The sequence below is a fragment of the Paraburkholderia sp. J7 genome (assembly GCF_905220155.1).
Taxonomy (GTDB): Bacteria; Pseudomonadota; Gammaproteobacteria; order Burkholderiales; family Burkholderiaceae; genus Paraburkholderia.
This window is the reverse complement of sequence record NZ_CAJMYZ010000013.1, coordinates 105427-130347: the sequence shown is the minus strand read 5'-3', so window position 1 is coordinate 130347 and position 24921 is coordinate 105427. Positions and strand designations below refer to the sequence as shown.

Below are 24921 nucleotides of genomic sequence, written 5' to 3'. Positions count from 1 at the left end.
GACGGGCGGCGCTTTGCTAGAGGAAAACTTCGAGCCCGGCGCAGGGCGTCGGGCTCGGACAAGGTACGCGGGGACAGGTCCGCGGCGTGCGCTCAGCGTGCACTCAGTGGCCACGCCCCGCGCAAATTGCGTGCGCTGAGCGCCGCATCAATGCGCGCCGCGCCGACCGGCCGGAGCCTTGTGCGACGCTTTCGCGACCTTCGACGCCTTCGCCGCGCGCTTGGGATGCGGCTCGACGTACACCGGCTTCTCTTCGGGCATGCCCTTGTAGACCCACTCGAGCAGCGCATCGTGCGCGGCGCGTGCGGCCTCGGCGCGCGGATCGTTGATGAGGCTCACCACGATCCAGCTCTCGCCGTTTTCGGCCGCCACGTAACCGGCAATCGCGCGTACGTCGCGCAGGGTGCCCGTCTTGATGTGCGCGTTGCCTTCCACGCCCGCGTTGGTGAGGCGGTTGCGCATCGTGCCGTCCACGCCGACGATCGGCAGCGAGTCGATGAACACCTGCGCGACCGGGCTCGCGTTCGCGTTCTGCAGCAGATTCGCGAGCGAGAGCGCGCTGATGTGCTCTTCGCGCGAGAGGCCGCAGCCATTGTCGAGCACGAGTTCGGGCATGTTCAGGCCGCTGCGCCGCAAGAACGCGTTGACGGCCGTGGCAGCCTTGGCCGTGGTTGAAGGCGGTTTGGCAGCAACCGCGCCGAGTGTGAGGAACAGATTGCGCGCCATCACGTTGTTGCTGAACTTGTTGATGTCGTGCACGACGTCCGCGAGCGGCGGGCTCTGGTGCACGGCGAGCAGACGCGCGCGTGGCGGCACGACGCCTTCGCGCACCGTGCCAGCGGGCGTGGCGAACAGGCTGCCGCCCGCTTGCTGCCCGATTTGCTGCCCGGTTTGTTGCGCGGATTGTTGCGCGGTTTGTTGCCAGAGCGCGAGGAACCCGTCCGCGAAGAACGTGCTGTGGTCCACGGGCGCGGCCATGTTGAGCGTGCGCTCGCCGCAGCGCATGGCGTAGCTGCCCGCGAAGCTCGCGGTGACGACACCATTGCCGCCGGGCGAAACCTGCGGGCTCGGCAGCATGCCGCCGCATGCGCCGGCGCGCCCGCGAATCTGGTTGTCGATCTGCCACTGCGCAACGGGCGGCACCACGTCGATCGATACGCCCTCGCGCGAGGGCGAGAACGTGAACGAGACCGCCTTGAATGCGTACATCAGCGGATCGGGGCCGACGTTGTAGGGCGCGCTATCGTCGCCGTCGAACGAGGGCAGGTCGCGCGTGGACGGATCGAATTCGCTCTTGTCGAGCACGAGCGCGCCGTCGATGCGCGCGACACCCGCCGCGCGAATCTTCTGCACGAGGTCGATCAGCTCTTCGGGCACGAGCTTCGGGTCTCCGGTGCCCTTGATATAGAGATTGCCGTGCAGCGTGCCGCTCGCATCGATTTCGCCGTCGGTGTAGGCGCTCGTTTTCCAGCGATAGTCGGGACCGAGCATCGCGAGGCCGCTCCACGTCGTGACGAGCTTCATCGTCGAGGCGGGCATCATGGGCTGGCCGGCGTTCACGGCGACGCTGGGCTGGCGGTCGCCAACCTTTTCGATCACCACGCTCACCGACGAGAGCGGCACGTGCGCGCGTTCGAGGCCCGCCATCACGGTGGGCGGCAGCACGGTGGTCACGTTGACCGTGGGCACGCGCGCGCCTTCGGGCTGCGCGTACGCGGCGGGCGCGGCGGCGAAGCTCGCGGCGAGCGTGGCGCAGGCCAATGCGAGGGCGAGCGGTTTAGGCTGGCGCGGTGTGGCGGCGGCGAAATGCGTGCGGTCTGTGCGCGAGGCAGGCAGTCTGAACAACGAGCGTAGGCGGGACAGCGAAGCGGGCAGCATGAAAAGCGTTCGGGCGAGTGCGGGGGCAGTGCATGGGCCGGGCGTGGCGCACGGAAAGCGGGGACTCGCCGGTGCTGCGCGCGGGCGCGAAAATTAGGGCAGCGTGTGATTCGTGGTGCATGCGCGATGCGCTAGCGTGAGCGTTGCACGAAGCCGGCTCGCGCGCATCGCGGCCGAATCACGAGTGAAGCGCCGCAAAAGCGCACATTGTAAAGACCTCGCGCCGCGTGCGCGCATTGCAGGCGAGAAAACGTCGCACATTGCGTGGCGTGGTTCAAACACCGCCCGCGACGCGCGCCAATGCATCGCGACCGGCTACGCGCCGCAGCGGCGCCGCGCCCCTGTTCAGGCGCTAGAATGCACGCATCTGTCATCCATTCACGCTGCGCGACGCGCCGTCGCCGCGCGGCCAACACTACAATGCGCATACTGCTAGTCGAAGATGACCGCATGATCGCCGAAGGCGTGCGTAAGGCGCTGCGCGGCGAAGGCTTTGCGGTCGACTGGGTCGAGGACGGCGACGCCGCCCTCTCGGCCGCGAGCGCGGATTCCTACGATCTCATGCTGCTCGATCTCGGATTGCCCCGCCGTGACGGCCTCGACGTGCTGCGCACACTGCGCGCGCGCGGCGCGGCGCTGCCCGTGCTGATCCTCACCGCGCGCGACGCCGTGGCCGACCGCGTGAAGGGTCTCGACGCGGGCGCGGACGACTACCTCATCAAGCCGTTCGATCTCGACGAACTGGGCGCGCGCATGCGCGCGCTGATCCGCCGCCAGTCGGGCCGCAGCGACTCGACCATCCGCCACGGCTCGATCACGCTCGATCCGGCCTCGCACCAGGTCACGCAGGACGGCTCGCCCGTTGCGCTCTCGGCGCGCGAATTCGCGCTGCTCGAAGCACTGCTCGCGCGTCCGGGCGCGGTGCTCTCGAAAACCCAGCTCGAAGAGAAGATGTACGGCTGGGGCGAGGAGATCGGCAGCAATACCGTCGAGGTTTATATCCACGCGCTGCGCAAGAAGCTCGGGGCCGATCTGATCCGCAACGTGCGCGGCCTCGGCTACATGATCGCCAAGGACGCATGACGCGTGCAGCCTTGCATGGGACCGGAGTCAGTGCTTTGCATGGGGCCGGAGTCGATGCTGAAGCACCCACTCCGGCCGACAGCTAAAGCGCTAACTCCGGATCGACAGGGAGACCCACTTAGCCGATGAGTTCCATCCGACGACAACTGCTGTTCTGGCTGCTCGCGATCGTGGTCGCGGGCGTGGGGCTCGCGGGCTGGCTGATCTATCGCCAGGCGCTCGCCGAGGCCAACGAGCTGTTCGACTACCAGCTGCAGGAAATCGCCGAGGCGCTGCCCTCCGAGCCATTCAACGAGATCCTCAGTTCGCGCGATACCGGCGACGAAGGCATCGTGCTGCAGATCTGGAATCGCAATGGCGTGCTCATGTACTACTCGCATCCGCGCGCGCCGCTCGCGCCGCGCGCGGAACTCGGCTTTTCGACGGAGCGCACCGATCGTGGCGACTGGCGCGTGTACGGCGCCATCGTCGGCGACAATGTCGTGCAGCTCGCGCAGCCCGTTTCCGTGCGCAACCGGCTCGCCGCGAACGTCGCCTTGCGCACGCTCTGGCCGCTCATCGTGGTGCTGCCGTTTCTCGGCGCCGCCGTCTGGATCGTGGTGGGGCGCGGGCTCAGGCCGCTCTCGCGCGTTGCGCTCGCGCTCGACACGCGCCACCCCGAAGCGCTCGACCCGTTGCCCGAAGAGCGTCTGCCGCGCGAAGTCACGCCGCTCGTGCATGCGTTGAACGCGCTGCTCGAGCGCCTCGCGCAAGCCATCGACACGCAAAAGGCCTTCGTTGCCGATGCCGCGCACGAATTGCGCACGCCGCTCGCGGCCGTGCAGATCCAGGCGCAACTCGTTGCGCGCGCAAAGGACGATGAAACGCGGCGCGAAGCGCTCTCCGACCTGCAAGCGGGTGTGACGCGCGCCACGCGTCTTGCCGAGCAACTGCTCGCGCTTGCGCGTTCCGAACCCGACGGTCATGCGCGTGCACGGAGCGTCGACCTGCATGCACTGCTCGATGATTGCGTGCTCAACTATGCGCCGCTTGCGCAGCAGCGTGGCGTCGATCTCGGCATCGAGGAAAGTGTGGCAGCGAGCGTGCATGGCGACGCCGATGCACTGCGCGTGATGCTCAACAACCTGCTCGACAACGCCACCAAATACACGCCTGCTGGCGGCCGCGTGGACGTGAGCCTCGCCATCGTGGACGGTCATGCGCGCGTGCGCATCGCGGACAGCGGACCGGGCATCCCCGAGGACGAACGCGCGCGCGTGTTCGATCGCTTTTATCGCGTGGGCGCGGGCGTGAACCGCGCGCGCACCGATATCGCCGGCACGGGCCTCGGGCTCGCTATCGTGCGGCGCATCGCGGATCAGCACGACGCGACCATCACGCTCGGCGATTCGCCCGCTGGCGGCCTGCTCGTGGACGTGCGGTTCTGAGCTTTCGTTAGCCGCAAATGCCCGCCACGCGGGCGTTTGCGCGATTATTGCGATTTCTGCGTACTTAAGACTCCTTTAAGAGACACGGCTTACTCTTCGTACGTCGTGATGAGTACCCCGCGCAAGGAGTCCGCAATGAATACAAAAGTTCTTTCCCGCAGTGCCGTGGCAGCCGCCGTGGTCGTCGCGTTGTCGGCGGGCTACGTAGCAGGGCACCGTGATCTGCCTGCCCCGCAGGTGATTTCGCAGGCGCAGGCCGCGGCGATGATGCCCGCCGAAGCGGCCGCCAAGACCGGCGTTCCCGACTTCTCGGGTCTCGTGGAAACCTACGGGCCCGCAGTGGTCAACATCAGCGCGAAGCACGTCGTGAAGCAAACGGCGCTGCGCGGTGGCGGCAGCGGCCCGCAGCAACTGCCGATCGATCCGAGCGATCCGTTCTACCAGTTCTTCAAGCACTTCTATGGCGGTGCGCCTGGCATGGGCGGCGGCGACAACGGCCCGCAGGCGGACCAGCCGAGCGCGAGCCTCGGCTCGGGCTTCATCGTCAGCGCCGACGGCTACATCCTCACGAACGCGCACGTCGTGGACGGCGCCAACGTCGTGACCGTGAAGCTCACCGACAAGCGCGAATACAAGGCGAAGGTCGTGGGCGCGGACAAGCAGTCGGACGTCGCCGTGCTCAAGATCGACGCCAAGGATCTGCCGACCGTGAAGATCGGCGACCCGCGCCAGAGCAAGGTTGGCCAGTGGGTGGTGGCGATCGGCTCGCCGTATGGCTTCGACAACACCGTGACCTCGGGCATCATCAGCGCGAAGTCGCGCTCGCTGCCTGACGAGAACTACACGCCGTTCATCCAGACGGATGTCCCGGTCAACCCCGGCAATTCGGGTGGCCCGCTGTTTAATCTGCAGGGCGAAGTAATCGGCATCAACTCGATGATCTACTCGCAGACGGGCGGCTTCCAGGGCCTTTCGTTCGCAATCCCGATCAACGAGGCGATCAAGGTCAAGGACGAACTCGTCAAGACCGGCCACGTGAGCCGTGGGCGTCTCGGTGTAGCGGTGCAGTCGATGAACCAGACGCTTGCCAACTCGTTCGGCATGGACAAGCCGCGCGGCGCGCTGGTCAGTTCGGTCGACGCGAGCGGTCCGGCTGCGAAGGCAGGCCTGAAGCCCGGCGACGTGATCCTGTCCGTGAACGGCCAGTCGGTGGACGATTCGTCGGATCTGCCGGCGCTCATCGCGGGCATGAAGCCGGGCACGAAGGCCGATGTGCAGGTGTGGCGCGACAAGAGCACGAAGGACCTCACGGCGACCATCGGCGCGCTCGGCGACGCGAAGGTCGCGTCGAACGACGCACCGCAAGCGCAGATGCAGGGACGCCTCGGAGTCGCGGTGCGCCCGCTCACGCCGGAAGAGAAGAGCAACGGCTCGCTCGATCACGGCCTGCTCGTCGAGCAGTCGGGCGGCGCCGCCGAAAACGCGGGCGTGCAGCCCGGCGACGTGATTCTCGCCGTGAATGGCCGCCCGGTGACGAGCGCCGATCAACTCAAGCAAATGGTTTCGAAAGCTGGCAACAGCATTGCGCTCCTGATCCAGCGAGACGACGCACAGATTTTCGTGCCCGTCGATCTCGGCTGATCCCTGCTGCCGCGAATCCGGCTCCGTGCGCCGGATTCGCGGCGAGAGCAGGTTTCATGACGTTGTTCCCGCGCTGCCGCCGTTGGCCTTTGGCCACGGCGGCAGCGGCGTTTTTGGGCGCCCGGAAAATGCCTGTGCCCGCCGCCGGGTATGCATCGGGCATGCGCCTTGCGCAAGCGTTACATCGGACAACCTGAAAGGAGCGATCGATGAAGCGTTTCCACAACTCGCGCCCCGTCCATGCCACCGCTTACGCGACGATCCTCGCGGCCACCCTGGCGTTTGGCTACGCGGGCGGCGCGGCGGCCCAGCAAGCCGAGGCGTCGGGCACGGTCGGCGGCACGACCACCGACAACACGAGCGCCGGCAACACCAACGGCGGCGGCATGCCGCAAGTCCAGCAGCAGGGCGACGTATCGTACGTCTCCGGCGGCGTGGGTCTCGACGAATCGAAGGCGCTGCTTGGCGCCGAGCGCCAATGGCCGCTTGCGTTGCGCTTCACCCAGCGCAGCGGCGAGTATGTCGCGGACGTGCGCGTGCAGATCACCGACTCGCATGGCGCGAGCGTGCTCGATACGACTTCCCGCGGGCCTTATATGCTCGTCAGGGTGCGTCCGGGGCGCTACAGCGTGCATGTGAGCCATGCGGGCGTCGACAAGACGAGCGCCGTGACGGTGGGCTCGAACGGCAGCGCGAGGGCGGCTTTCATCTGGTAAGCCGGGCAGGGTACAGGCGCGCGTTGGGGCGCTGCCGCACGCGCGCCGCACATAAGATTCACGCAGCCTCACCGAGTTTGGCCGATAATGAAGCCGAGGCGGGGCGCCACGCAGGCGCCGCCTACCAACAGGGGAGCCGAACATGGCGGTCGAACCGGATGCGGCCCATCGCATCGACCTCGTCGCGAACCGTCACCGCGTGCGCGTGATTCATGGCGGCATCACCATTGCCGACACACTGCACGCCATCACCCTTTGCGAAACCGGCTACCCCGACGTCTACTACTTTCCGCGCGCCGATGTGAACATGGCGCGACTCGAACGCTCCGGACACAGCTCGCATTGCCCGTTCAAGGGCGAGGCGACGTATTTCCATTTGCGTACCGAAGACGGGCGCGTCGAAGAGGCGGCCTGGAGCTACGAAGCGCCGCTGGACGACGCGCGCGGCATCAAGGGTTATCTGGCGTTTTACGCGACTCGCGTGGACCGGATCGACCAGACCTCTTGACCTGGCCCGGTAGCTTGCAAAGGGGGAGCCGCCATGGAACTGAAAGATGCGCTGAGAATTCCGCTCGAGCCCGACGCCGTCTGGGCGGCGTTGCAGGACGTGGCGCTCGTGCGCGCGAGCATGGAGCATTGCGAGTCCTTCCGGCGGCTCGGCCCCGGCGAATACGCGATCACGCTCACGGTGCCGCTCGGGCCGCTGCGCGCACGTTACGAAGTGCGTGCTCACATTGCCAATGACACGGCGCAAGTGCCGCTCACGCCGCGGCGCGTGCTGAGTTTTCGGGCCCGCGCGGACGGCATCGGCTCGCTGCGCGGACAGATCGACGTCGCGTTGCGCCCGGAAGAGCGCGCCACGGCGAAGGAGCCGGGTACGGGCAAGGACGTGAGCACACGGATCGACTATTCGGTGTGGGCCACGCTCACGGGGCCGCTTTCCGAGCTACCGCCGCGGCAGATCGAAAACGCCCTGCACGAACTCGCCGACGACTTCTTCACGGAGTTCTGCGCCGTGGTCGCGGCCAAGCACGGCCGGGCGCCCAACCGCGTGGCGGGCGAGCAGCCGCGCCGGCAACACGTGTTCCTGCGGCCGATCAACCTCGCGGGGCTCGCGAGGCGCGCGCATATCCTGCCTCAGCACCATGCGGGCGGGACGCTCTCGGGGCGTGCGGCAAGCACGCTGCATCATGAGCCGCCGCCGCATGCCATGCCCTACTGGGCGTGGGCAGCGATGATCTTTTTCGTCGCGTTGCTGCTTTATGCGGCGCGCTGGTTTACCGCGACCTGAATCTGGCGGCGGGCGGCGCGCCCGAGTTGCACTCCCATCGCGCCGCCCCTCGAATCGCTCAATCCCCCCGAAACTCCCGCCGCCACGCCGACGGCGAAATCCTGAACGCCTCCACGAAATGCTGACGCAGCGATGCGGCCGAGCCGAAGCCCGCGCGCTGGGCGATCGCGTCGATCGGATGATCGGTGCTTTCGAGCAATTGCTGCGCGCGTGAGAGGCGCTCGCCGAGCAGCCAGGCGCTCACTGTGGATCCCGTCGTCAAACGGAACTGGCGCGTGAACGTGCGCCGGCTCATTAGCGCACGCTGCGCGAGCGAGTCGAGTGTGTGGGGCGCGTCGAGGTGGGCGCGAATCCAGTCGAGCAGGCCCGGCAGACGGTCGCCGCGCCCGGCCGCCGCGAGTGGCTGCTGCACGTACTGCGCCTGGTTGCCCTGGCGATGCGGCGGCACGACGAGCCGGCGGGCCACATAGTTCGCGGCGTTCGAGCCGCACAGGCGCCGCATGAGATGCAGGCAGCAGTCGAGTCCCGCCGCCGTGCCCGCCGAGGTGAGCAGGTCGCCGTCGTCGATATAAAGCACGCCGGGATCGAAGCGCACGGCCGGAAAGCGTTGCGCGAAATCGTCGGCGGCGGCCCAGTGTGTGGTGCCTGGCCGGTCGTCCAGCAGGCCCGCATGCGCGAGCACATAAGCGCCGAGGCAAAGTCCGACGAGGATCGCGCCGCTCGCGTGCGCTTCGCGCAGCGCCTCGCAAAGCGCGGCGCTCGGCGCTTCGTGGGTGTCGCGCCAGCTCGGCACGACGATCACGTCCGCGCCGCGCAGCCCCTCGAGCCCCTGCGGCGCGCCGATCGTGAAGCCCGCCGTGGTCGTGAGCGTGCCGGGCTCCGCCGCGCAAACGGCAAGTTCGAACGGCGGCACGCCGCCTTCGCTGCGGTCCTCGCCGAACACGACGCAAGGCACGGAAAGATGAAACGGGCTGATGCGGTCGAAGGCGATCACGGCGACGCGCAGCGGGGCGGGCGAAGGAGTCTGACGAGCAGCAGTGGCCATGGCGAGCCCCGAAGATGAATGGCCCGATTCTAGCGAAAGTTGTCATTCGGGCCACTGTCGCGTGAGCGGGCTCAGCGCCACAATCGCGCCATCGACTTTGCGTCTTCGGACCGGTCGGTTTCTTTTAACCCCAGGAGGCATGGCCATGTCCGCGAATCCGCGCCGGGCGCTCGTCGTCATCGACGTGCAGAACGAATATGTCAGCGGCGATCTGCCGATCGAATTTCCCCCCGTCGAAACGTCGCTCGCCAATATCGGCCGCGCGATGGACGCCGCGCGCGCGGCAGGCGTGCCCATCGTGGTGGTGCAGAATCTCGCTCCGGCGGACTCGCCGCTCTTCGCGCGCGGCAGCGTGGGCGCCGAGCTGCATCCGGTCGTGGCTTCGCGCGAGCGCGATCACCACGTCGAAAAATCGCTGCCGAGCGCCTTCGCAGGCACCGATCTGAAAGCGTGGCTCGCTGAACGTGGCATCGACACGCTCACGGTGGCCGGCTACATGACGCACAACTGCGACGCCTCGACGGTGTTCGAGGCGACCCACGCGGGTCTCGCCGTGGAATTTCTCGCCGATGCGACGGGTTCGGTGCCGTATGCGAACGAGGCGGGAACGGTTAGCGCCGAGGACATTCACCGCGTGTTCAGCGTGGTGATGCACACGCGCTTCGCGGCGGTCGTGACCACGGATGCCTGGCTTGCCGCCGTCAAGGCAGGCGTGCCGCTCGCGCGCGACAACATCTACGCATCGAATCAGCGGGCCCGCGCGAATCGCGTGCCGGCCTGAGTGAGCAAGAAAAAGGCGGCCTCGTCAGCGGGCCGCCTTGATCGATCCGGGCGCTGTGCGCGTAGGAGGATTCAGGTGTTCGATTCGCTCGCGCCCGTGCGCAGCGACTGGCTGTAGCGCAGCGCGTCGAGCATCGCGTCGACGTGCAGTTCGGCGTTGCTCGCCACGTCGAACACGTCGGGCAGGATCGCCATGTCGCGCAGCGCGCCGCCAATGAACGAATGGAGCACGCGCGAGGCGCGCTTGGGGTCGAGGTCGGCGGGCAACTGGCCCTTCGATATTGCATTGCGCAGCCCTTGCTCAATGCTCGCGAGACCCTCGCGCATGTCGGTCTGATGGCGCGCCATCACCGGCCCCATCTCCTCGACGAACTCGCACTTCAGGAACAGGATCTCGAACACGCGGCGGCGGCGCACGTCGGTTGCCGTGTTGCGCAGACACAAAATGCAAAGATCGCGCATGCGCCCGAGCGGGTCGGGCTCGCCGGGGTCCGTCGACGCCACCTTCAGTTCGTCGAGCGGCAGGACCACGCGGTCGAACATGGCCGTGAACAGGTCGCCCTTGTTCTCGAAATGCCAGTAGATCGCGCCGCGCGTCACGCCCGCGGTCTGGGCGATGTCGGCGAGCGATGTGCGCGACACGCCCTTCTCGTAAAAGACGTGTTCGGCGGCGTCGAGGATCCGGTTGCGCGTCTCCAGCGCTTCCTCTTTCGTTCGGCGGACCATGTTTTGAAGTCAGTGTGTTGCTGAGGGTTACGGGTGAACAAATGTATTTGGGGTGCGAACCGTAATGTATTGATTTGTAATATGGATCTGATGCGCGGATCGCACCTGCAGCGCCGTCCAACGGTTATGTAACGTCCTTTTACATTCATTCGCGAATGTATCTATAATAGCACCCCACCACCTGGGTGCCTCAAGTGGTGATGTCCGGTTAATATCCGTCACTGGCCAAGTGGTCGTAGAAACCCCAATGCGCGACGCCCCGTGGGTGGCGCGCAGCAGTATCGCCCGGACGGATGTGCAGACCGGAACGCGCCTTTCTAAAAGAAGTACCGGGTTTATCCGTCAGGTATTTGCCAGATGCTGGCGTGCGTGGTCGTCCTCCTCGTTGCAGGACGCCGCACGCTTTTATTGTCAGTTATAGACAGAGGTCGCTCCATGCGCGTCGAACGGGTTCCATTCCGCCTAATCAGTGTCGCGACGGCTGCCATCGTGCTCGCAGCCTGCGGGCAAAAGCAGTCGGCGCCGCCGCCGCAAACCCCCGAAGTGGGTGTCATTACCGTCCAGCCGACCGCCGTGCCGGTCGTCTCCGAGCTTCCCGGCCGCACCAGTGCCTTCCTCGTCGCGCAGGTGCGCGCACGGGTCGACGGCATCGTCCTGCGCCGCGAGTTCACTGAAGGCGCGATCGTGAAGGCCGGTCAGCGGCTCTACAAGATCGACCCCGCGCCTTATATCGCTGCGCTGAACACCGCCAAGGCCACGCTCGCGAAGGCCCAGGCCAACCTCGTCACGCAGAACGCGCTGGTTGCGCGCTACAAGGTGCTGGTGCAGGCCAACGCCGTGAGCAAGCAGGACTACGACAACGCCGTTTCCGCGCAGGGCCAGGCGGCAGCGGACGTCGCCTCCGGCAAGGCTGCCGTCGATACGGCGCAGATCAACCTGGGCTATACCGACGTCGTTTCGCCGGTCACGGGCCAGGTCGGCATCTCGCAGGTCACGCCGGGCGCCTACGTGCAGGCGAGCGCCGCGACGCTCATGTCGACGGTTCAGCAACTCGACCCGATGTACGTCGACGTCACGCAATCGAGTCTCGACGGTCTGAAGCTGCGCCGCGCGATTCAGGAAGGGCGCCTCGCGACCAATGGCCCGAACGCCGCGAAGGTGTCGCTCGTGCTCGAAGACGGCCGCGTGTACGCACAGAAGGGCAAGCTCCAGTTCAGCGACGTCACGGTTGACCAGACCACCGGCTCGGTGACGGTTCGCGCGCTGTTCCCGAACGCCGACCGCGTGCTGCTGCCGGGCATGTTCGTGCGCGCGCGCATCGAAGAAGGCATCAACAACAATGCGTTCCTCGTGCCGCAGGTTGGCGTGCAGCACGACCAGAAGGGCCAGGCGTCGGTGCTCGTCGTCGACCAGGACAACAAGGTCGTGCCGCATCCGATCGTCACGTCGGGCGCGCAGGGCCAGGACTGGGTCGTGGAGAGCGGCCTGCAGGCCGGTGACCGCGTGATCGTGCAAGGCACCGACAAGGTCAAGCCGGGTGCGCAGGTCAAGCCGGTCGCGGCGCAACTGCCGCCGCCGCCGCCGCCGGGCGCGCCTTCGGCCGACATGGCGACTGCCTCGGGCAATGCGAACGCTGCCAGCGCCGCGTCCGGGCCCGCAGCGGGTGCAAGCGGTGCCTCGGCTGCGCCTGCCGCCTCCGCAGCGCAATAACCGGGAGCCTGCTTCATGGCAAAGTTCTTTATTGATCGCCCAATCTTTGCATGGGTGATCGCCATCATCCTGATGCTGGCGGGCGTGGCCTCGGTGTTCACGCTGCCGGTCGCGCAGTATCCGACCATCGCGCCGCCTTCCATCCAGATCAGTGCGAACTATCCGGGTGCGTCGGCCAAGACGGTGGAAAACACGGTCACGCAGGTCATCGAGCAGCAGATGAGCGGTCTCGACCACCTGCTGTACATCTCGTCGACTTCCGATGACTCGGGCACGGCCACCATCACGCTGACCTTCGCCGCGGGCACCAATCCGGACATCGCGCAGGTGCAGGTGCAGAACAAGCTGCAGCTCGCCACGCCGATTCTGCCGCAGGTGGTGCAGCAGCTCGGTATCAGCGTGACGAAGTCGAGCAGCAGCTTCCTGCTCGTGCTCGCGTTCGTGTCCGAAGACGGCAGCATGACCAAGTACGACCTCGCGAACTACGTGGCGTCGAACGTGAAGGACCCGATCAGCCGTATCGACGGCGTGGGTACGGTCACGCTGTTCGGCTCGCAGTACGCAATGCGCGTGTGGCTCGATCCACATAAGCTCACGAACTTCCAGCTCACGCCAAGCGACGTCACAGCCGCGATTACGGCGCAGAACGTGCAGATCGCGGGCGGTCAGCTGGGCGGCACGCCGGCGGTGGCGGGGCAGTCGTTCCAGGCGACCATCACCGAATCGACGCTGCTGCAAACGCCTGAGCAGTTCGGCAACATCCTGCTGAAGGTGAATCAGGACGGTTCGCAGGTGCGTCTGAAGGACGTGGCGCGTATTGGTCTCGGCGGCGAAAACTACAACTTCGACACGAAGTACAACGGTTCGCCGACGGCCGGTCTGGGTATTCAGCTCGCGACGGGCGCCAACGCGCTGCAGACCGCGAAGCTCGTGCGCCAGAAGATCGACGACCTCTCGAAGTACTTCCCGCACGGTCTCGTCGTGAAGTACCCGTACGACACGACGCCGTTCGTGCGCCTGTCGATCGAGGAAGTGATCAAGACGCTGCTGGAAGGCATCGTGCTGGTGTTCCTCGTGATGTACCTGTTCCTGCAGAACCTGCGCGCGACGCTCATTCCGACGATCGCGGTGCCGGTGGTGCTGCTGGGTACGTTCGCGATCATGGCGGCGGTGGGCTTCTCCATCAACACGCTGTCGATGTTCGGTCTCGTGCTCGCCATCGGCCTGCTGGTGGACGACGCGATCGTGGTCGTGGAGAACGTCGAGCGGGTGATGGTGGAAGAGGGCCTGGGTCCAAAGGAGGCCACCCGCAAGGCCATGGGCCAGATCACCGGCGCACTGGTGGGCGTGGCGCTCGTGCTCTCCGCGGTGTTCGTGCCGGTGGCGTTCTCGGGCGGCTCGGTCGGCGCCATCTACCGGCAGTTCTCGCTCACGATCGTGGCGGCCATGGTGCTGTCCGTGCTCGTCGCGCTGATTCTGACGCCGGCGCTGTGCGCGACCATCCTCAAGCCGATCCCGAAGGGTCATCACGAAGAGAAGAAGGGCTTCTTCGGCTGGTTCAACCGCACGTTCGAGACGAGCCGCGACAAATATCACTCGGGCGTTCACCACGTGATCAAGCGCTCGGGCCGCTGGCTCATCATCTATCTCGCGGTGATCGTCGCGGTTGGCATGCTGTTCGTGCGCCTGCCGAAGTCGTTCCTGCCCGATGAAGACCAGGGCACGATGTTCGTGATCGTGCAGACGCCGGTGGGCTCGACCCAGGAAACGACGGCGCGCACGCTCGCCAACATCCAGAACTGGCTGCTCAAGGACGAAGGCAGCATCGTCGAGTCGGTGTTCACGGTGAACGGCTTCAGCTTCGCGGGCCGTGGCCAGAACTCGGGTCTCGTGTTCGTGCGCTTGAAGGACTACAAGCAGCGTCAGCACGCGGACCAGAAGGTCCAGGCGCTGGTGCGGCGCATGTTCATGCACTACGCGGGCTACAAGGACGCGACGGTGTTCCCGGTGAATCCGCCTTCGATTCCTGAACTCGGCACCGCGTCGGGCTTCGACTTCGAACTGCAGGATCGCGCGGGTCTCGGTCACGAGAAGCTGATGGAAGCGCGCAACATGCTGCTCGGCATGGCGGCGAAGGATCCGACGCTCGCACTCGTGCGCCCGAACGGCCTGAACGACACGCCGCAGTTCACGATCGACATCGACCGTGAAAAGGCCGAGGCGCTCGGTGTGACGGCGGCTGCAGTCGACCAGACCTTCTCGATCGCGTGGGCGTCGTCCTACGTGAACAACTTCCTCGATACGGACGGCCGTATCAAGAAGGTGTACGTGATGGCCGATGCGCCGTTCCGCATGACGCCGGAAGACTTGAACAACTGGTACGTGCGCAACAGTGCGGGGGGCATGGCGCCGCTGGGCTCGGTCGCGAGCGGCCGCTGGACCTTCGGTTCGCCGAAGCTCGAGCGCTACAACGGTATCTCGGCTGTGGAAATCCAGGGTCAGGCGGGGCAGGGCAAGTCGACCGGCCAGGCCATGACGGCCATGGAGCAGATCGCGGCGAAGCTGCCCGCGGGTATCGGCTACGAATGGACGGGCCTGTCGTATCAGGAACGCCAGTCGGGTTCGCAGGCGCCGATTCTGTACGGCATCTCGATCCTCGTGGTGTTCCTGTGTCTCGCGGCGCTGTATGAAAGCTGGTCGATTCCGTTCGCGGTCATCATGGTGGTGCCGCTCGGCGTGCTCGGCGCGCTGCTGGCGGTGACCTTGCGCGGCCTCGAGAACGACGTGTTCTTCCAGGTGGGTCTGTTGACCACCGTGGGTCTTTCGGCGAAGAACGCGATTCTGATCGTGGAGTTCGCGCGAGACCTGCAGGCCGAAGGGAAGATGGGACCGGTCGAGGCAGCGCTCGAAGCTTCGCGACTGCGTCTGCGGCCGATTCTGATGACGTCGTTGGCGTTCATTCTCGGCGTGCTGCCGCTCGCGATCAGTAACGGCGCGGGTTCGGCTTCGCAGCACGCGATCGGCACGGGCGTGATCGGCGGCATGCTCACGGCCACGTTCCTCGCGATCTTCATGATCCCGATGTTCTTCGTCGTGATTCGCGCGAAGTTCGCGGGCGAGAAGGAAGACGCGGACGTCGCGCTCCAGCACTACGAAGAGCACCACGCGCACGACCATGACAACGACAACGGCGGCAACGCCGGCGGTCAGGGCGGCACGGGTGGCAGCGCAGGTGGCGCAGGTGGCACTGGCGGCAGCAACGGCGACGGCCCGGGCAAGGAAGGACATTGAGATGCATAAACTATCCGTAATTGCAGCGGGCGCCGCAGCGTTGGCCGCTGCGCTCCTGGCAGGTTGCACGATGGAGCCGCACTACAACCGGCCCGAAGCACCGGTGTCGCAAAGCTTCCCGCAGGGCGGCGTCTACGCGACGCAGCCGGTCGCCGCGGGCGCGAACGGTCAGGCTGCCCCGAGCGCGAAGGGCGCTGCGGCAACCGACATCGGCTGGCGCGAGTTCTTCGTCGATCCGCGACTGCAGCAACTCGTCGCGATCGCGCTGAAGAACAACCGCGACCTGCGCGTCTCGGTGCTCAACGTCGAGGCGTCGCGCGCGCAGTATCAGATCGCGCGCGCCGAACTGTTCCCCGCGATCAACGGTACTGCGACGGACACGCGCACGCGTGTGCCGCGCGATCTGCAGACCACGGCGAACAACCCGTACAGCGTCTACAACGTGGGTGTGCAGGCGTCGTGGGAAATCGACTTCTGGGGGCGCATCCGCAGCCTGAAGGACCAGGCGTTGGCGCAGTACCTCTCGACGGCGTATGCGCGCAAGGCAGCCGAGATCACGCTGGTTTCGGAAGTCGCGGACCAGTACCTGACCATGCTCTCCGACGACGACCTGCTGAAGGTCACGCAGGAAACGCTCAAGACGGCGCAGGACTCGTACAACATCGCGAAGGCGCAGTTCGATACGGGCACGGGCACCGAGCTGGATTTGCGTCAGGCGCAAACGGTGGTCGAGAACGCGCAGGCCAACATGCAGGCGCAACTGCGGGCTCGTGCCCAGGCCGAGAACGCGCTCGTGCTGCTGATTGGCGAGCCGCTGCCGGCGGATCTGCCGCAAGGCCTGCCGCTCGACGGCCAGGCCCTGCTCAACGACATTCCGGCAGGACTGCCGTCGGACCTGCTCACGCGGCGTCCGGACATCATGCAGGCCGAGGAAACGCTGCTCGCGGCAAACGCCAACATTGGCGCGGCGCGTGCGGCGTTCTTCCCGAAGATCTCGCTCACGGCGGCATTCGGCACCGAAAGCCTGTCGCTCGGCGGGCTCTTCAAGGCGGGCACGGCGGCGTGGAGTTTCGTGCCGCAGGTCACGCTGCCGATCTTCGAAGGCGGCTCGAACATCGCGAACCTGCAACTCGCGAATGTTGAGAAGCGCATTGAGATCGCCAGCTACGAGAAGTCGATCCAGTCGGCGTTCCGCGAAGTGGCCGACGGTCTGGCTGCGCGCGGCACGTACGACGAGCAGATCGCGGCGCTCGAGCGCAGCACCTTCGCGAACCAGCGCTCGCTCGATCTTTCGGAACTGCGCTACAGGAACGGCGTGGACAGCTATCTGCCGGTGCTCGCCGCGCAAACTAGCCTCTACACCGCGCAGCAGTCGCTCGTCACGGCGCGCCTCGCGCGGCTGACCAACCTCGTCGATCTGTATCGCGCGTTGGGTGGCGGCTGGATCGAGCACGCGGGCGAGACGCCGCGCGAGCCCGATGCGCCGGTCGACTACGGTGCGGCCAGCGCGCCGGTGGCGGCTTCGGCGGCGACGGCGGGGTAAGCGGCGTTACCGCTTACGCAGCAGGAAGCAAGAACGCCACGGGAGACCGTGGCGTTTTTTTTGTGCGCGATTTTCTGTGCGCGTTAGAAAGGCAAAAGCGGCAAAAAAAAGGCGCCATGGTTGCCCATGGCGCCGAACCAGCAAAAGACCCCTCCCGCACGTGTGTCTAGGTGAACACCTGCGAGCGGGGTACCTCTCGCGTCAACTCAATACGTTCAATTCGATTCGATCAGCTCAATGCGCGGCCGAGCGCGGCATTTCGTGGCCCGCATCCGGAGCTTGTTCGGCGTCGGGATGGCGTTCGAGATCGTGGCCGGCGCGGCGGATGGCGCGCTCGGCGGCCTTCTCGCTCTTTGCGCCGTTGAAGATCAGGTTCAGCACGACCGCCGAAACCGAGGCGAGCAGGATGCCGCTATGGAGCAGCGGCGAAAACGCGGGCGGCAGCTTGGAGAAAAAGTGCGGCGACACCACCGGCACGAGACCGAAGCCCACGCTCACGGCGACGATGAAGAGGTTGTGCTGGTTCTTCACGAAGTCCACCCGCGAGAGCACCTTGATGCCGTTCGCCGCCACCATGCCGAACATCACGATGCCCGCGCCGCCCAGCACGAAGGCGGGCACCGAGGCGACCATCTGCGCCATCTTCGGAAAGAGGCCGAGCAGCACGAGAATCACGCCGCCCATCGCGCACACATAGCGGCTCTTCACGCCCGTCACGCCGATGAGGCCGACGTTTTGCGAGAACGACGTATGCGGGAACGAGTTGAAAATGCCGCCGATCATCGTGCCGAGGCCGTCCACGCGCAGACCGCGCACGAGCGTGGCCTGATCGACGGGGCGCTCGACCATGTCGCCCACGGCGAGGAACATGCCCGTCGATTCGATGAAGGTCACGAACATCACGATCACCATCGTTGCGATCGGCAGGATGTGGAACTTCGGCATGCCGAAGTGGAACGGCATGACGATGCCGACCCACGGCGCGCTAGCCATGCCTTCGAGATTCACGCGGCCAAGCGCAAGCGCGATGGCAAAGCCCGCGACAATGCCGAGCAGCACCGAGATATTGGCGATGAAGCCGCGCCCGAACTTGTTGATGAGCAGGATCAGCATCAGCACGAGCAGCGACAGTCCGAGGTAGATCGGGTTGCCGTAGTCGGGATTGCCCACGCCGCCGGCGGCCCAGTTGATGCCCACTTCCATGAGCGAGAGGCCGATCACCGCGATCACGGTGCCCACCACCACTGGCGGGAAGAAGCGCAACAGCTTGCCGATCATCGGCGCGATCACGATGCCGATCGCACCCGCCGCGATGGTCGAGCCGAAGATGTCGAGCAGACCGAGCGACGGATTGGTGCCGATGGCGATCATCGGGCCGACCGAGGCGAACGTGCAGCCCATGATCACGGGCAGGCGAATGCCGAAGATCCACAGGCCGAGCGTCTGGATCAGCGTGGCGATGCCGCAGGCGAACAGGTCGGCGCTGATGAGGAAGGCGACCTGGTCCTTCGGCAGCCCGATCGCGCCGCCGACGATGAGCGGCACGGCGACCGCGCCTGCGTACATCACGAGCACGTGCTGGATGCCGAGTGTCAGCAACTGGCTGAACGGCAGGCGCTCGTCGCAGGGGTGCACCTGCTTCTGGCCAGATCGCTTGGCGGCCTGGTCCTCAATGCCCTTGGCTTGCATGTCGTCTGTCTCCGTCTCTTCGTTTAGGGATATGGCCTCCAAGGTATGCGGTAAGAAAATATGCAACAAGACCGCTGGGGACTATTCCGTGCTTTCCGGGGACGATATGCACCCGTCGAGCTGAACAGGCGACATAAGGGTGGGATCAGCGTGCGCGGGGCGTGTGAGGCGGTTTCGTAACGGCTTCACCGGGCCACGTTTCGGACCGCGCGCGTGACGGTGCAAGGCGGGAACGCCCCTGTTTGCGGCGGTTGAGCGCTCTCGCGCGGTGGGAGACGCGGCGCGGGCGTGGCGGCACGGCGGACCTAACGAACGTGTACGGCGGCATCGAGCGCAGACCGGCCATGCCGCGCGGGTCATGTCACATATGGCCGCGCCGTTATGATCTCTATTCCGAATGTTGGATGTGAGCCATTTTGCATCGCACGCGCACCCACCGGGTTAACCCGCGAATGGGCGTTTTTCGCGTCGAAATCGGCGGTGTTGCGCGCGGGTTCGAGGCACGTTTGAAAGCCCTGCTTAACGCACGTTTCGCACCGTGCATCTCACCGCGCATCGCGCCGGTATGATGGCTTTTCCTTCCCCGCACAATCTCGCGCACCGTTTCCCATGAGCCCATCGCAAACGCGTTTTCTCGGCATCGACCTCGGCACTGGTTCACTCAAGCTAGGCATCATCGATGGCGATGGCGTCGAGCGCGCCGCCGCGAGCGTGGCCTACGCGCTCGATACGCCGCAGCCCGGCTGGGCCGAGATCGCCGTGGATCGCTGGTGGGACGCACTCGTCACGGCCTGCGCGCGCCTGCCCGAAAGCGAGCGCGCGGCGGTGCGAGCCATCGGTTTTTCCGGGCAAATGCACGGCGTCGTACTCACCGATGAAGCGGGCCGCGCGCTGCGCCCTGCAATGCTCTGGCCCGACACGCGCGCGCATGCGCTGCTCGATGCATGGCCCGACGAAGCCGAGCATCCGCAGCCCAACCCCGTTGCGCCCGGCATGGCGGGGCCGCTGCTGCGCTGGGTTCTGCGGCACGAGCCGCAAGTCGCCCAAGCCGCGCGCTGGGCGCTGCAGCCGAAAGACTGGCTGCGCGTGGCGCTCGGTGGCGAGATCAACGCCGATCCCTCGGACGCGTGCGCGACGGCGCTCGCCGCACCCGACGGTGCATGGGATTTCGCGCTGATCAAGCGGCTGGGATTGCCGGCGCGGTGGTTCGCACCGTTGGCCGCATCGCATGAAGCGAGCGGCGCGCTGAGCGCGGCCGCCGCGCATGCGCTCGGACTGCCCGCGGGCGTCGTGCTCGCGACGGGCGCGGGCGACACGCCGTGCGCCGCGTTCGGCAGCGGTCTGGCCGACGAAGGCGACGCGCTCCTCACCACGGGCACCGGCGGCCAGATCGTCGTGACCGCGCGCAGCGAGCCGCCCGCGCGGCGCGGGCTGCATCGCTACCGCTCGGCCACGGGCGGTTGGTACACCATGGCCGCCATGCAGAACGTGGGCGTGGCCCTCGAAGCGGCGCGCGGCTGGCTGGCCTACGACTGGGCTTCGGCCTACGCGGACACGTTCGCCGTGCCGCCTTCGGCGACGCTCGCATTCCTGCCTTATTTGAGCGGGGAGCGCTCACCGTGGCTCGACCCCACGGCGCGCGGGGGCTGGCTCGGCGCTTCCCTTGGCGACTCGCGCGGCACGCTCATGCGCGCGGCGTTCGAGGGCGTCGCGTTCGCATTGCGCGCGGGCCTCGACGCCGTGCGCAGCACGCGCGACGTTGCGGACACCGTTGCCAACGAACGCAGTGTGCCGACGCTCAAACTCGCGGGCGGCGGCTCCGTGGACGCGCGCTGGCGGCAGTTGCTCGCCGACACGCTCGACGCGGACCTCTACGCGATCGACTGCCCGAACGCAGCGGCGCGCGGCGCCGCGATGCTGGGCGGCCTCGCCTGCGGGCACTGGCGCATGAGCGACCTCGCGGCGCTTGCCCCGGCGGCGACTCAGGTGGCGTCGCCGCGTGAGGACGCCGCGCTCGCGCAGCGCTATGCGCGCTTCATCGATCTGTATGGCCGCGTTCGAACGTGGTTCCCACCGGCATCGTGACGAGGCCTAAAAGCAAAAAAGGCGTTGCCACCGCGAGGGGCAACGCCTTTCTTATTGCGTGCGTAACGTTCTAGCGACGCCCGATCAGACTCGCGCCGTAGACGAGCGCGGCGAGCGCGGTGATCCAGAAGCTGGTGGGCCAGTCGGTATAAAACGCGAGCGTGACGCCGAGCCACGCTTGCACGAGCGCGAGCAGCGCGGCCAGAACGAGTCCGGTGGAAAGGCGCGTGGTGAGATTCTGCGCGGCGGCGGCCGGACCGACCATCAGCGTGAAGACGAGCAGCACGCCGACGATCTGCGTGCACGCGGCCACCGCGAGCGCGGCGATGGCGAGGAACAGCATCGAAACCGCGCGCAGCGACACACCCTTTGCTTCGGCGAGTTCGGGCTGCAACGAGGCGAACAGCAGTGGCCGCATGATGGCGGCCAGTGCCGCCAGGCTCGCCACGGCGAGGGCGGCGAGCACGCCGAGCGTTTCGCGGTTCACGCCCAGCACGTTGCCGAACAGGAGCGCCGTGACCTGCGTGGCATACGACGTGAAGAAGTGCAGAAACAGCAGGCCGAAACCGAGTGCGAGCGAAAGAATCACGCCGATCGCCACATCGCGGCCCGCGAGCTTTTCGCCGAGCGCCCCCATCGAAACGCCCGCGGCGAGCGTGAAGCCCACCATGCCCCACATCGGCGAAACGCCCAGCAGTACGGCGCCCGTGGCACCCGTGAAGCCCACGTGCGACAGCGCGTGGCCCGCGAAGGTCTGGCCGCGCATCACGAGGAAATAGCCCACCACGCCCGCGAGCACCGCCACGATGCCCGACGCCGCGAAGGCGTTCACCATGAAATCGTATTCAAGCATCGTGCGTGTGGCCGTGTGTGTTGTCGTTGTTGTCGCCGTGACCATGGCCGTGCGCGTGGCCGTGGCCGCCGTGGTCATGGCCATGGTCGTGCTCATGTTCGTGGTCGTGCTTTTCGACTTCCACGTCGCCCGACATCACGAAGATGCGGCCCTTCATGCGCATCACTTCGATAGGCGAGCCGTAAAGGCGCGAGAGCACGGGCGCGGTGATGACTTCGTCCACGCTGCCGAGCGCGGCCACGCCGTTGCCGAGATAGAGCACGCGATCGAGCGCGTTGAGCAGCGGATTGAGTTCGTGCGCGGAGAACAGCACCGCGATGCCAAGCTCGCGCTGCACGCGGCGCACGAGTTCGACCACGCCGCGCTGATGATTCGGGTCGAGGCTGATGAGCGGCTCGTCGAGCAGCAGCAGCTTCGGGTCGCCGAGCAGGCATTGCGCGAGCAGCAGGCGCTGGCGCTCGCCGCCCGAGAGCTCCGAAAGCGGGCGATCCGCAAGCGCACTCGCACCCACGAGATCGAGCACGCGCGCGACGTCGGCGCGCGTGGCGGCGTCGGCGCGCGGCAGGCCCCAGCGGTGGCCGTCGGCGGCCATCGCCACGAAGTCGCGGCCGCGCACGCGGCGGCTCGCGAGCGCCGTGCGCGTTTGCGGCATGTAGCCGATCTTCGCGTTGCCGCGCGCGACCGGCTCGCCCAGCACGCGAATCGCGCCGTGCGAGGCCGGCACGAGGCCGAGGATGGCGCGCATGAGCGTGGTCTTGCCCGCGCCGTTCGGCCCGAGCACGCCGATGAATTCGCCCTGGTTCACTGCAAAGTTCGCATCGCGCAGGATCGTGCGCTCGCCGAGCGAGAGCGTCACGCCCGCGAGCGTGAGCACAGGCGTGGGCGCGCGATGCGCATGGTGTTGTGAAGCGATATCGGTGGGCGAAGGGCCGGCCCCGGTCATGACATCTGTCCTTGCTGAATACGGTTAGTGTTGCCCTGCGGTTCCCGCTGCAAGCGCCTTGTCGAGCGAGTCGAGCTGCACGAGCATCCATTGCTGGAAGCTCACGCCGGCCGGCTGTGTCTCGGTCACGCTCACGGACGGCACGTTCGACTGCTTCGCCAGCGCCAGCATGCGCCGCGTGAGGGCCTCGGTCGCCTGGCTGTTGTAGATCAGCACACGCACGCGGCGCTCGCGCAGGTCGCGCTCGAATGCCGCGATGTCCGACGCGCTCGCCTCGGTGTCGTTCATCGTCGCGAGCTGGAAGCGCAGGTTGCGCATGTCGAGGCCGACCGCATCCGACATATAGCCGAACACCGGCTCCGTGGCCGTGACGGGCTGCCCCTGGTAGCGCGCGCGCAGCGCCGCGACCTTGGCGTCGACCGGTTGCAGCGAGGCGAGGAACGTTGCCAGGTTGGCATCGTACACGCTCTTGTGCGCGGGGTCCGCGGCGCCGAGCGCGGCGCTCACGGCGCGCGCCACGGCAGGCATGGTCTTCGGGTCATACCAGAGGTGCGGATTGTCGCCCGCTTTCTTGCCGACGAGGTCCGCCGCAATGATCGTCGTGCGGCTGTTCGCGCTTTTCCCGCTGCTTGTTGCGCCGAGCAGCTTGGTCATCCACGGGTCGTAGTCCGCGCCGTTATAGACGACCACGCGCGCGTTCTGGAGCGCGCGGGCGGTCTTCGGGCTCGCTTCGAAGAGATGCGGGTCCTGGTCGGGGTTGCTCAGGATGCTCGTCACGTCCACGTAATTGCCGCCGATCTGCTTGACGACGTCGCCGTAGAAGTTTTCCGCTGCAACGACGGGAAGGGCGGCACTGGCCGCCTGCGCCGCCATGGCTGCAGTCGCGCCGCCGAACGCCGTCCCCAGCGCGAGAGCGAGCCTGGCCGCGAAACGCGCGAGCGCGAAGCCCCGGCGCGCGCCGGCCGTAGCCGCGCGGGGCGGGCAGTTCGCGTGGGTGAACGTGATCATGGTTCTATCCTTGTTGATAAGGGAGCCTGAAAGCGGACGCGTCGGTGTCACGAAGGCGAGATGATATAACGTATCACTTCGATTGGCGAGTCAGCTCGCCATCCGGTCAGGGGGCCGGATCCGCGGGCCGCAGCCAGCCAAGGCTTGCGCGCCGCACCATCGAAATCTCGTCCAATCGCGTTGGTTCGCCTTGACAGTCTCCGACTCGTATCCGATCATTCGATCAACGAAAGAGCAAATGCTCACATGTCGGGCGATCGCTCAGATGCTCCCCGGAGCACCAGCCGGGCGCGCCCCACACGGACGAAAATTGGAGACAACCTGTGGCACACACCGCGACGCGAGCGGCAGGACGTTTGCAGGACAAGGTTGCCGTGCTGACTGGCGCGGCAAGCGGCATTGGTGAGGCGGTCGCCCAACGCTATCTGGACGAAGGCGCGCGCTGCGTGCTCGTCGACGTGAAGCCCGCCGAGGCCGTCGCGCCAACGCTCGCCGCCGCGTACCCCGAACGCGTGCTCGCGATCTCCGCAGACGTGACCCGCCGCGAGGACATCGAGCGCATCGTGCTCAGCGCGGTCGAGCGCTTTGGCCGCATCGACGTGCTCTTCAATAACGCGGCGCTCTTCGACATGCGCCCGCTCCTCGACGAATCCTGGGACGTGTATGACCGCCTCTTCGCGGTGAACGTGAAGGGCATGTTCTTCCTCATGCAGGCCGTGGCGCGCCATATGGTCGAGCAGGGGCAGGGCGGCAAGATCATCAACATGTCATCGCAGGCGGGCCGCCGCGGTGAAGCACTCGTTTCGCACTACTGCGCAACCAAGGCGGCCGTGCTGAGCTACACGCAGTCGGCGGCGCTCGCTCTGGCGCCGCATCGCATCAACGTGAACGGCATCGCACCGGGCGTGGTCGACACGCCGATGTGGGAGCAGGTCGACGCGCTCTTTGCGCGCTACGAACATCGCCCGCTCGGCGAGAAGAAGCGACTGGTGGGTGAGGCCGTGCCGCTCGGGCGCATGGGCCTCCCCGAGGATCTCACAGGAGCCGCGCTCTTTCTCGCTTCCGCCGACGCCGATTACATCACCGCGCAGACCCTGAACGTCGACGGCGGCAACTGGATGAGCTGATATTTCCCGCAACCCTCGCCCGCAACCCTTGCACAACGCATCACGACAGCATCACGACAGCATCACGACAGCAGCACGGCTGCAG

General features: G+C 66.6%; 19 protein-coding genes. 12 read left to right on the top strand and 7 right to left on the bottom strand.

Translation table 11 applies throughout. From position 1 onward, the window contains the following. Positions 1-147: 147 nt before the first annotated feature. Positions 148-1878 carry a D-alanyl-D-alanine carboxypeptidase/D-alanyl-D-alanine-endopeptidase gene (gene dacB / locus U5A58_RS21855; RefSeq protein ID WP_321962981.1) on the bottom strand — a complete coding sequence of 577 codons (1731 nt, stop codon included), beginning with the start codon at positions 1876-1878 and terminating at the stop codon, positions 148-150. A 420-nt stretch (positions 1879-2298) separates the two neighbouring features. Between dacB and U5A58_RS21850 the strand changes: the two genes are divergently transcribed. From U5A58_RS21850 to U5A58_RS21825, 6 genes are all read left to right on the top strand, one after another. Then, on the top strand, positions 2299-2961 hold the full coding sequence (locus U5A58_RS21850) for a response regulator (RefSeq protein ID WP_112173421.1): 663 nt from the start codon (positions 2299-2301) through the stop codon (positions 2959-2961). Between the two features lie 125 nt (positions 2962-3086). Then, a complete protein-coding gene (locus U5A58_RS21845) occupies positions 3087-4388 on the top strand; it encodes an ATP-binding protein (protein WP_321962980.1) in 1302 nt (433 codons plus the stop codon). Positions 4389-4523: 135 nt separating this feature from the next. Next, positions 4524-6029, top strand: a complete 1506-nt coding sequence (locus U5A58_RS21840; RefSeq protein ID WP_321962979.1) for a DegQ family serine endoprotease — start codon at positions 4524-4526, stop codon at positions 6027-6029. 209 nt (positions 6030-6238) lie between these two features. Next, positions 6239-6745 (top strand): carboxypeptidase regulatory-like domain-containing protein, encoded by a 507-nt coding sequence (locus U5A58_RS21835; protein ID WP_321913754.1) that lies wholly within the window; start codon positions 6239-6241, stop codon positions 6743-6745. Between the two features lie 142 nt (positions 6746-6887). Beyond that, complete coding sequence (locus tag U5A58_RS21830; protein ID WP_321962978.1) at positions 6888-7253, top strand: DUF427 domain-containing protein; 366 nt, start codon at positions 6888-6890, stop codon at positions 7251-7253. Between the two features lie 33 nt (positions 7254-7286). Continuing rightward, positions 7287-8036, top strand: a complete 750-nt coding sequence (locus U5A58_RS21825) for a CoxG family protein (RefSeq protein WP_321913756.1) — start codon at positions 7287-7289, stop codon at positions 8034-8036. A gap of 58 nt (positions 8037-8094) precedes the next feature. Here the strand turns inward: U5A58_RS21825 and U5A58_RS21820 are convergent, their stop codons facing one another. Continuing rightward, positions 8095-9081, bottom strand: a complete 987-nt coding sequence (locus U5A58_RS21820) for a helix-turn-helix domain-containing protein (protein ID WP_321962977.1) — start codon at positions 9079-9081, stop codon at positions 8095-8097. A gap of 145 nt (positions 9082-9226) precedes the next feature. Here U5A58_RS21820 and U5A58_RS21815 point away from each other — a divergent pair, with 145 nt between their 5' ends. Continuing rightward, a complete protein-coding gene (locus U5A58_RS21815; protein WP_415774273.1) occupies positions 9227-9862 on the top strand; it encodes a cysteine hydrolase family protein in 636 nt (211 codons plus the stop codon). Between the two features lie 71 nt (positions 9863-9933). Here U5A58_RS21815 and U5A58_RS21810 read toward each other — a convergent pair whose 3' ends face one another. Next, positions 9934-10587 (bottom strand): TetR family transcriptional regulator, encoded by a 654-nt coding sequence (locus tag U5A58_RS21810; RefSeq protein ID WP_321913759.1) that lies wholly within the window; start codon positions 10585-10587, stop codon positions 9934-9936. 435 nt (positions 10588-11022) lie between these two features. Between U5A58_RS21810 and U5A58_RS21805 the strand changes: the two genes are divergently transcribed. From U5A58_RS21805 to U5A58_RS21795, 3 genes are read left to right on the top strand one after another with little or no spacing between them, the layout of a single operon-like run. Then, a complete protein-coding gene (locus U5A58_RS21805) occupies positions 11023-12297 on the top strand; it encodes an efflux RND transporter periplasmic adaptor subunit (RefSeq protein ID WP_321913760.1) in 1275 nt (424 codons plus the stop codon). Between the two features lie 15 nt (positions 12298-12312). Then, the gene (locus U5A58_RS21800) at positions 12313-15588 is read left to right on the top strand and encodes an efflux RND transporter permease subunit (RefSeq protein ID WP_321913761.1); all 3276 of its coding nucleotides are present in this window, start codon (positions 12313-12315) and stop codon (positions 15586-15588) included. A 1-nt stretch (position 15589) separates the two neighbouring features. Further along, the gene (locus tag U5A58_RS21795) at positions 15590-17131 is read left to right on the top strand and encodes an efflux transporter outer membrane subunit (protein ID WP_321935055.1); all 1542 of its coding nucleotides are present in this window, start codon (positions 15590-15592) and stop codon (positions 17129-17131) included. 234 nt (positions 17132-17365) lie between these two features. Here U5A58_RS21795 and U5A58_RS21790 read toward each other — a convergent pair whose 3' ends face one another. After that, positions 17366-18820, bottom strand: a complete 1455-nt coding sequence (locus U5A58_RS21790; protein ID WP_321962975.1) for a nucleobase:cation symporter-2 family protein — start codon at positions 18818-18820, stop codon at positions 17366-17368. Positions 18821-19429: 609 nt separating this feature from the next. On the opposite strand from U5A58_RS21790, the gene U5A58_RS21785 reads away from it, so the two are divergent. After that, positions 19430-20905, top strand: coding sequence for a xylulokinase (locus U5A58_RS21785; RefSeq protein ID WP_321962974.1), 1476 nt, complete (start codon positions 19430-19432; stop codon positions 20903-20905). Positions 20906-20975: 70 nt separating this feature from the next. Here the strand turns inward: U5A58_RS21785 and U5A58_RS21780 are convergent, their stop codons facing one another. Genes U5A58_RS21780 through U5A58_RS21770 form a run of 3 tightly spaced genes read right to left on the bottom strand, consistent with a single transcriptional unit; the run spans position 20976 to position 23709 of the window. After that, on the bottom strand, positions 20976-21758 hold the full coding sequence (locus U5A58_RS21780; protein WP_028205927.1) for a metal ABC transporter permease: 783 nt from the start codon (positions 21756-21758) through the stop codon (positions 20976-20978). Next, the gene (locus U5A58_RS21775; protein ID WP_321935057.1) at positions 21751-22701 is read right to left on the bottom strand and encodes an ABC transporter ATP-binding protein; all 951 of its coding nucleotides are present in this window, start codon (positions 22699-22701) and stop codon (positions 21751-21753) included. The genes U5A58_RS21780 and U5A58_RS21775 overlap by 8 nt, the downstream gene beginning before the upstream one ends. A gap of 24 nt (positions 22702-22725) precedes the next feature. Then, positions 22726-23709, bottom strand: a complete 984-nt coding sequence (locus U5A58_RS21770) for a metal ABC transporter solute-binding protein (RefSeq protein WP_321947233.1) — start codon at positions 23707-23709, stop codon at positions 22726-22728. A gap of 323 nt (positions 23710-24032) precedes the next feature. On the opposite strand from U5A58_RS21770, the gene U5A58_RS21765 reads away from it, so the two are divergent. Beyond that, entirely contained in the window at positions 24033-24836 is an 804-nt protein-coding gene (locus U5A58_RS21765; RefSeq protein ID WP_321962973.1) for an L-iditol 2-dehydrogenase, read from the top strand. Positions 24837-24921: the final 85 nt, after the last annotated feature.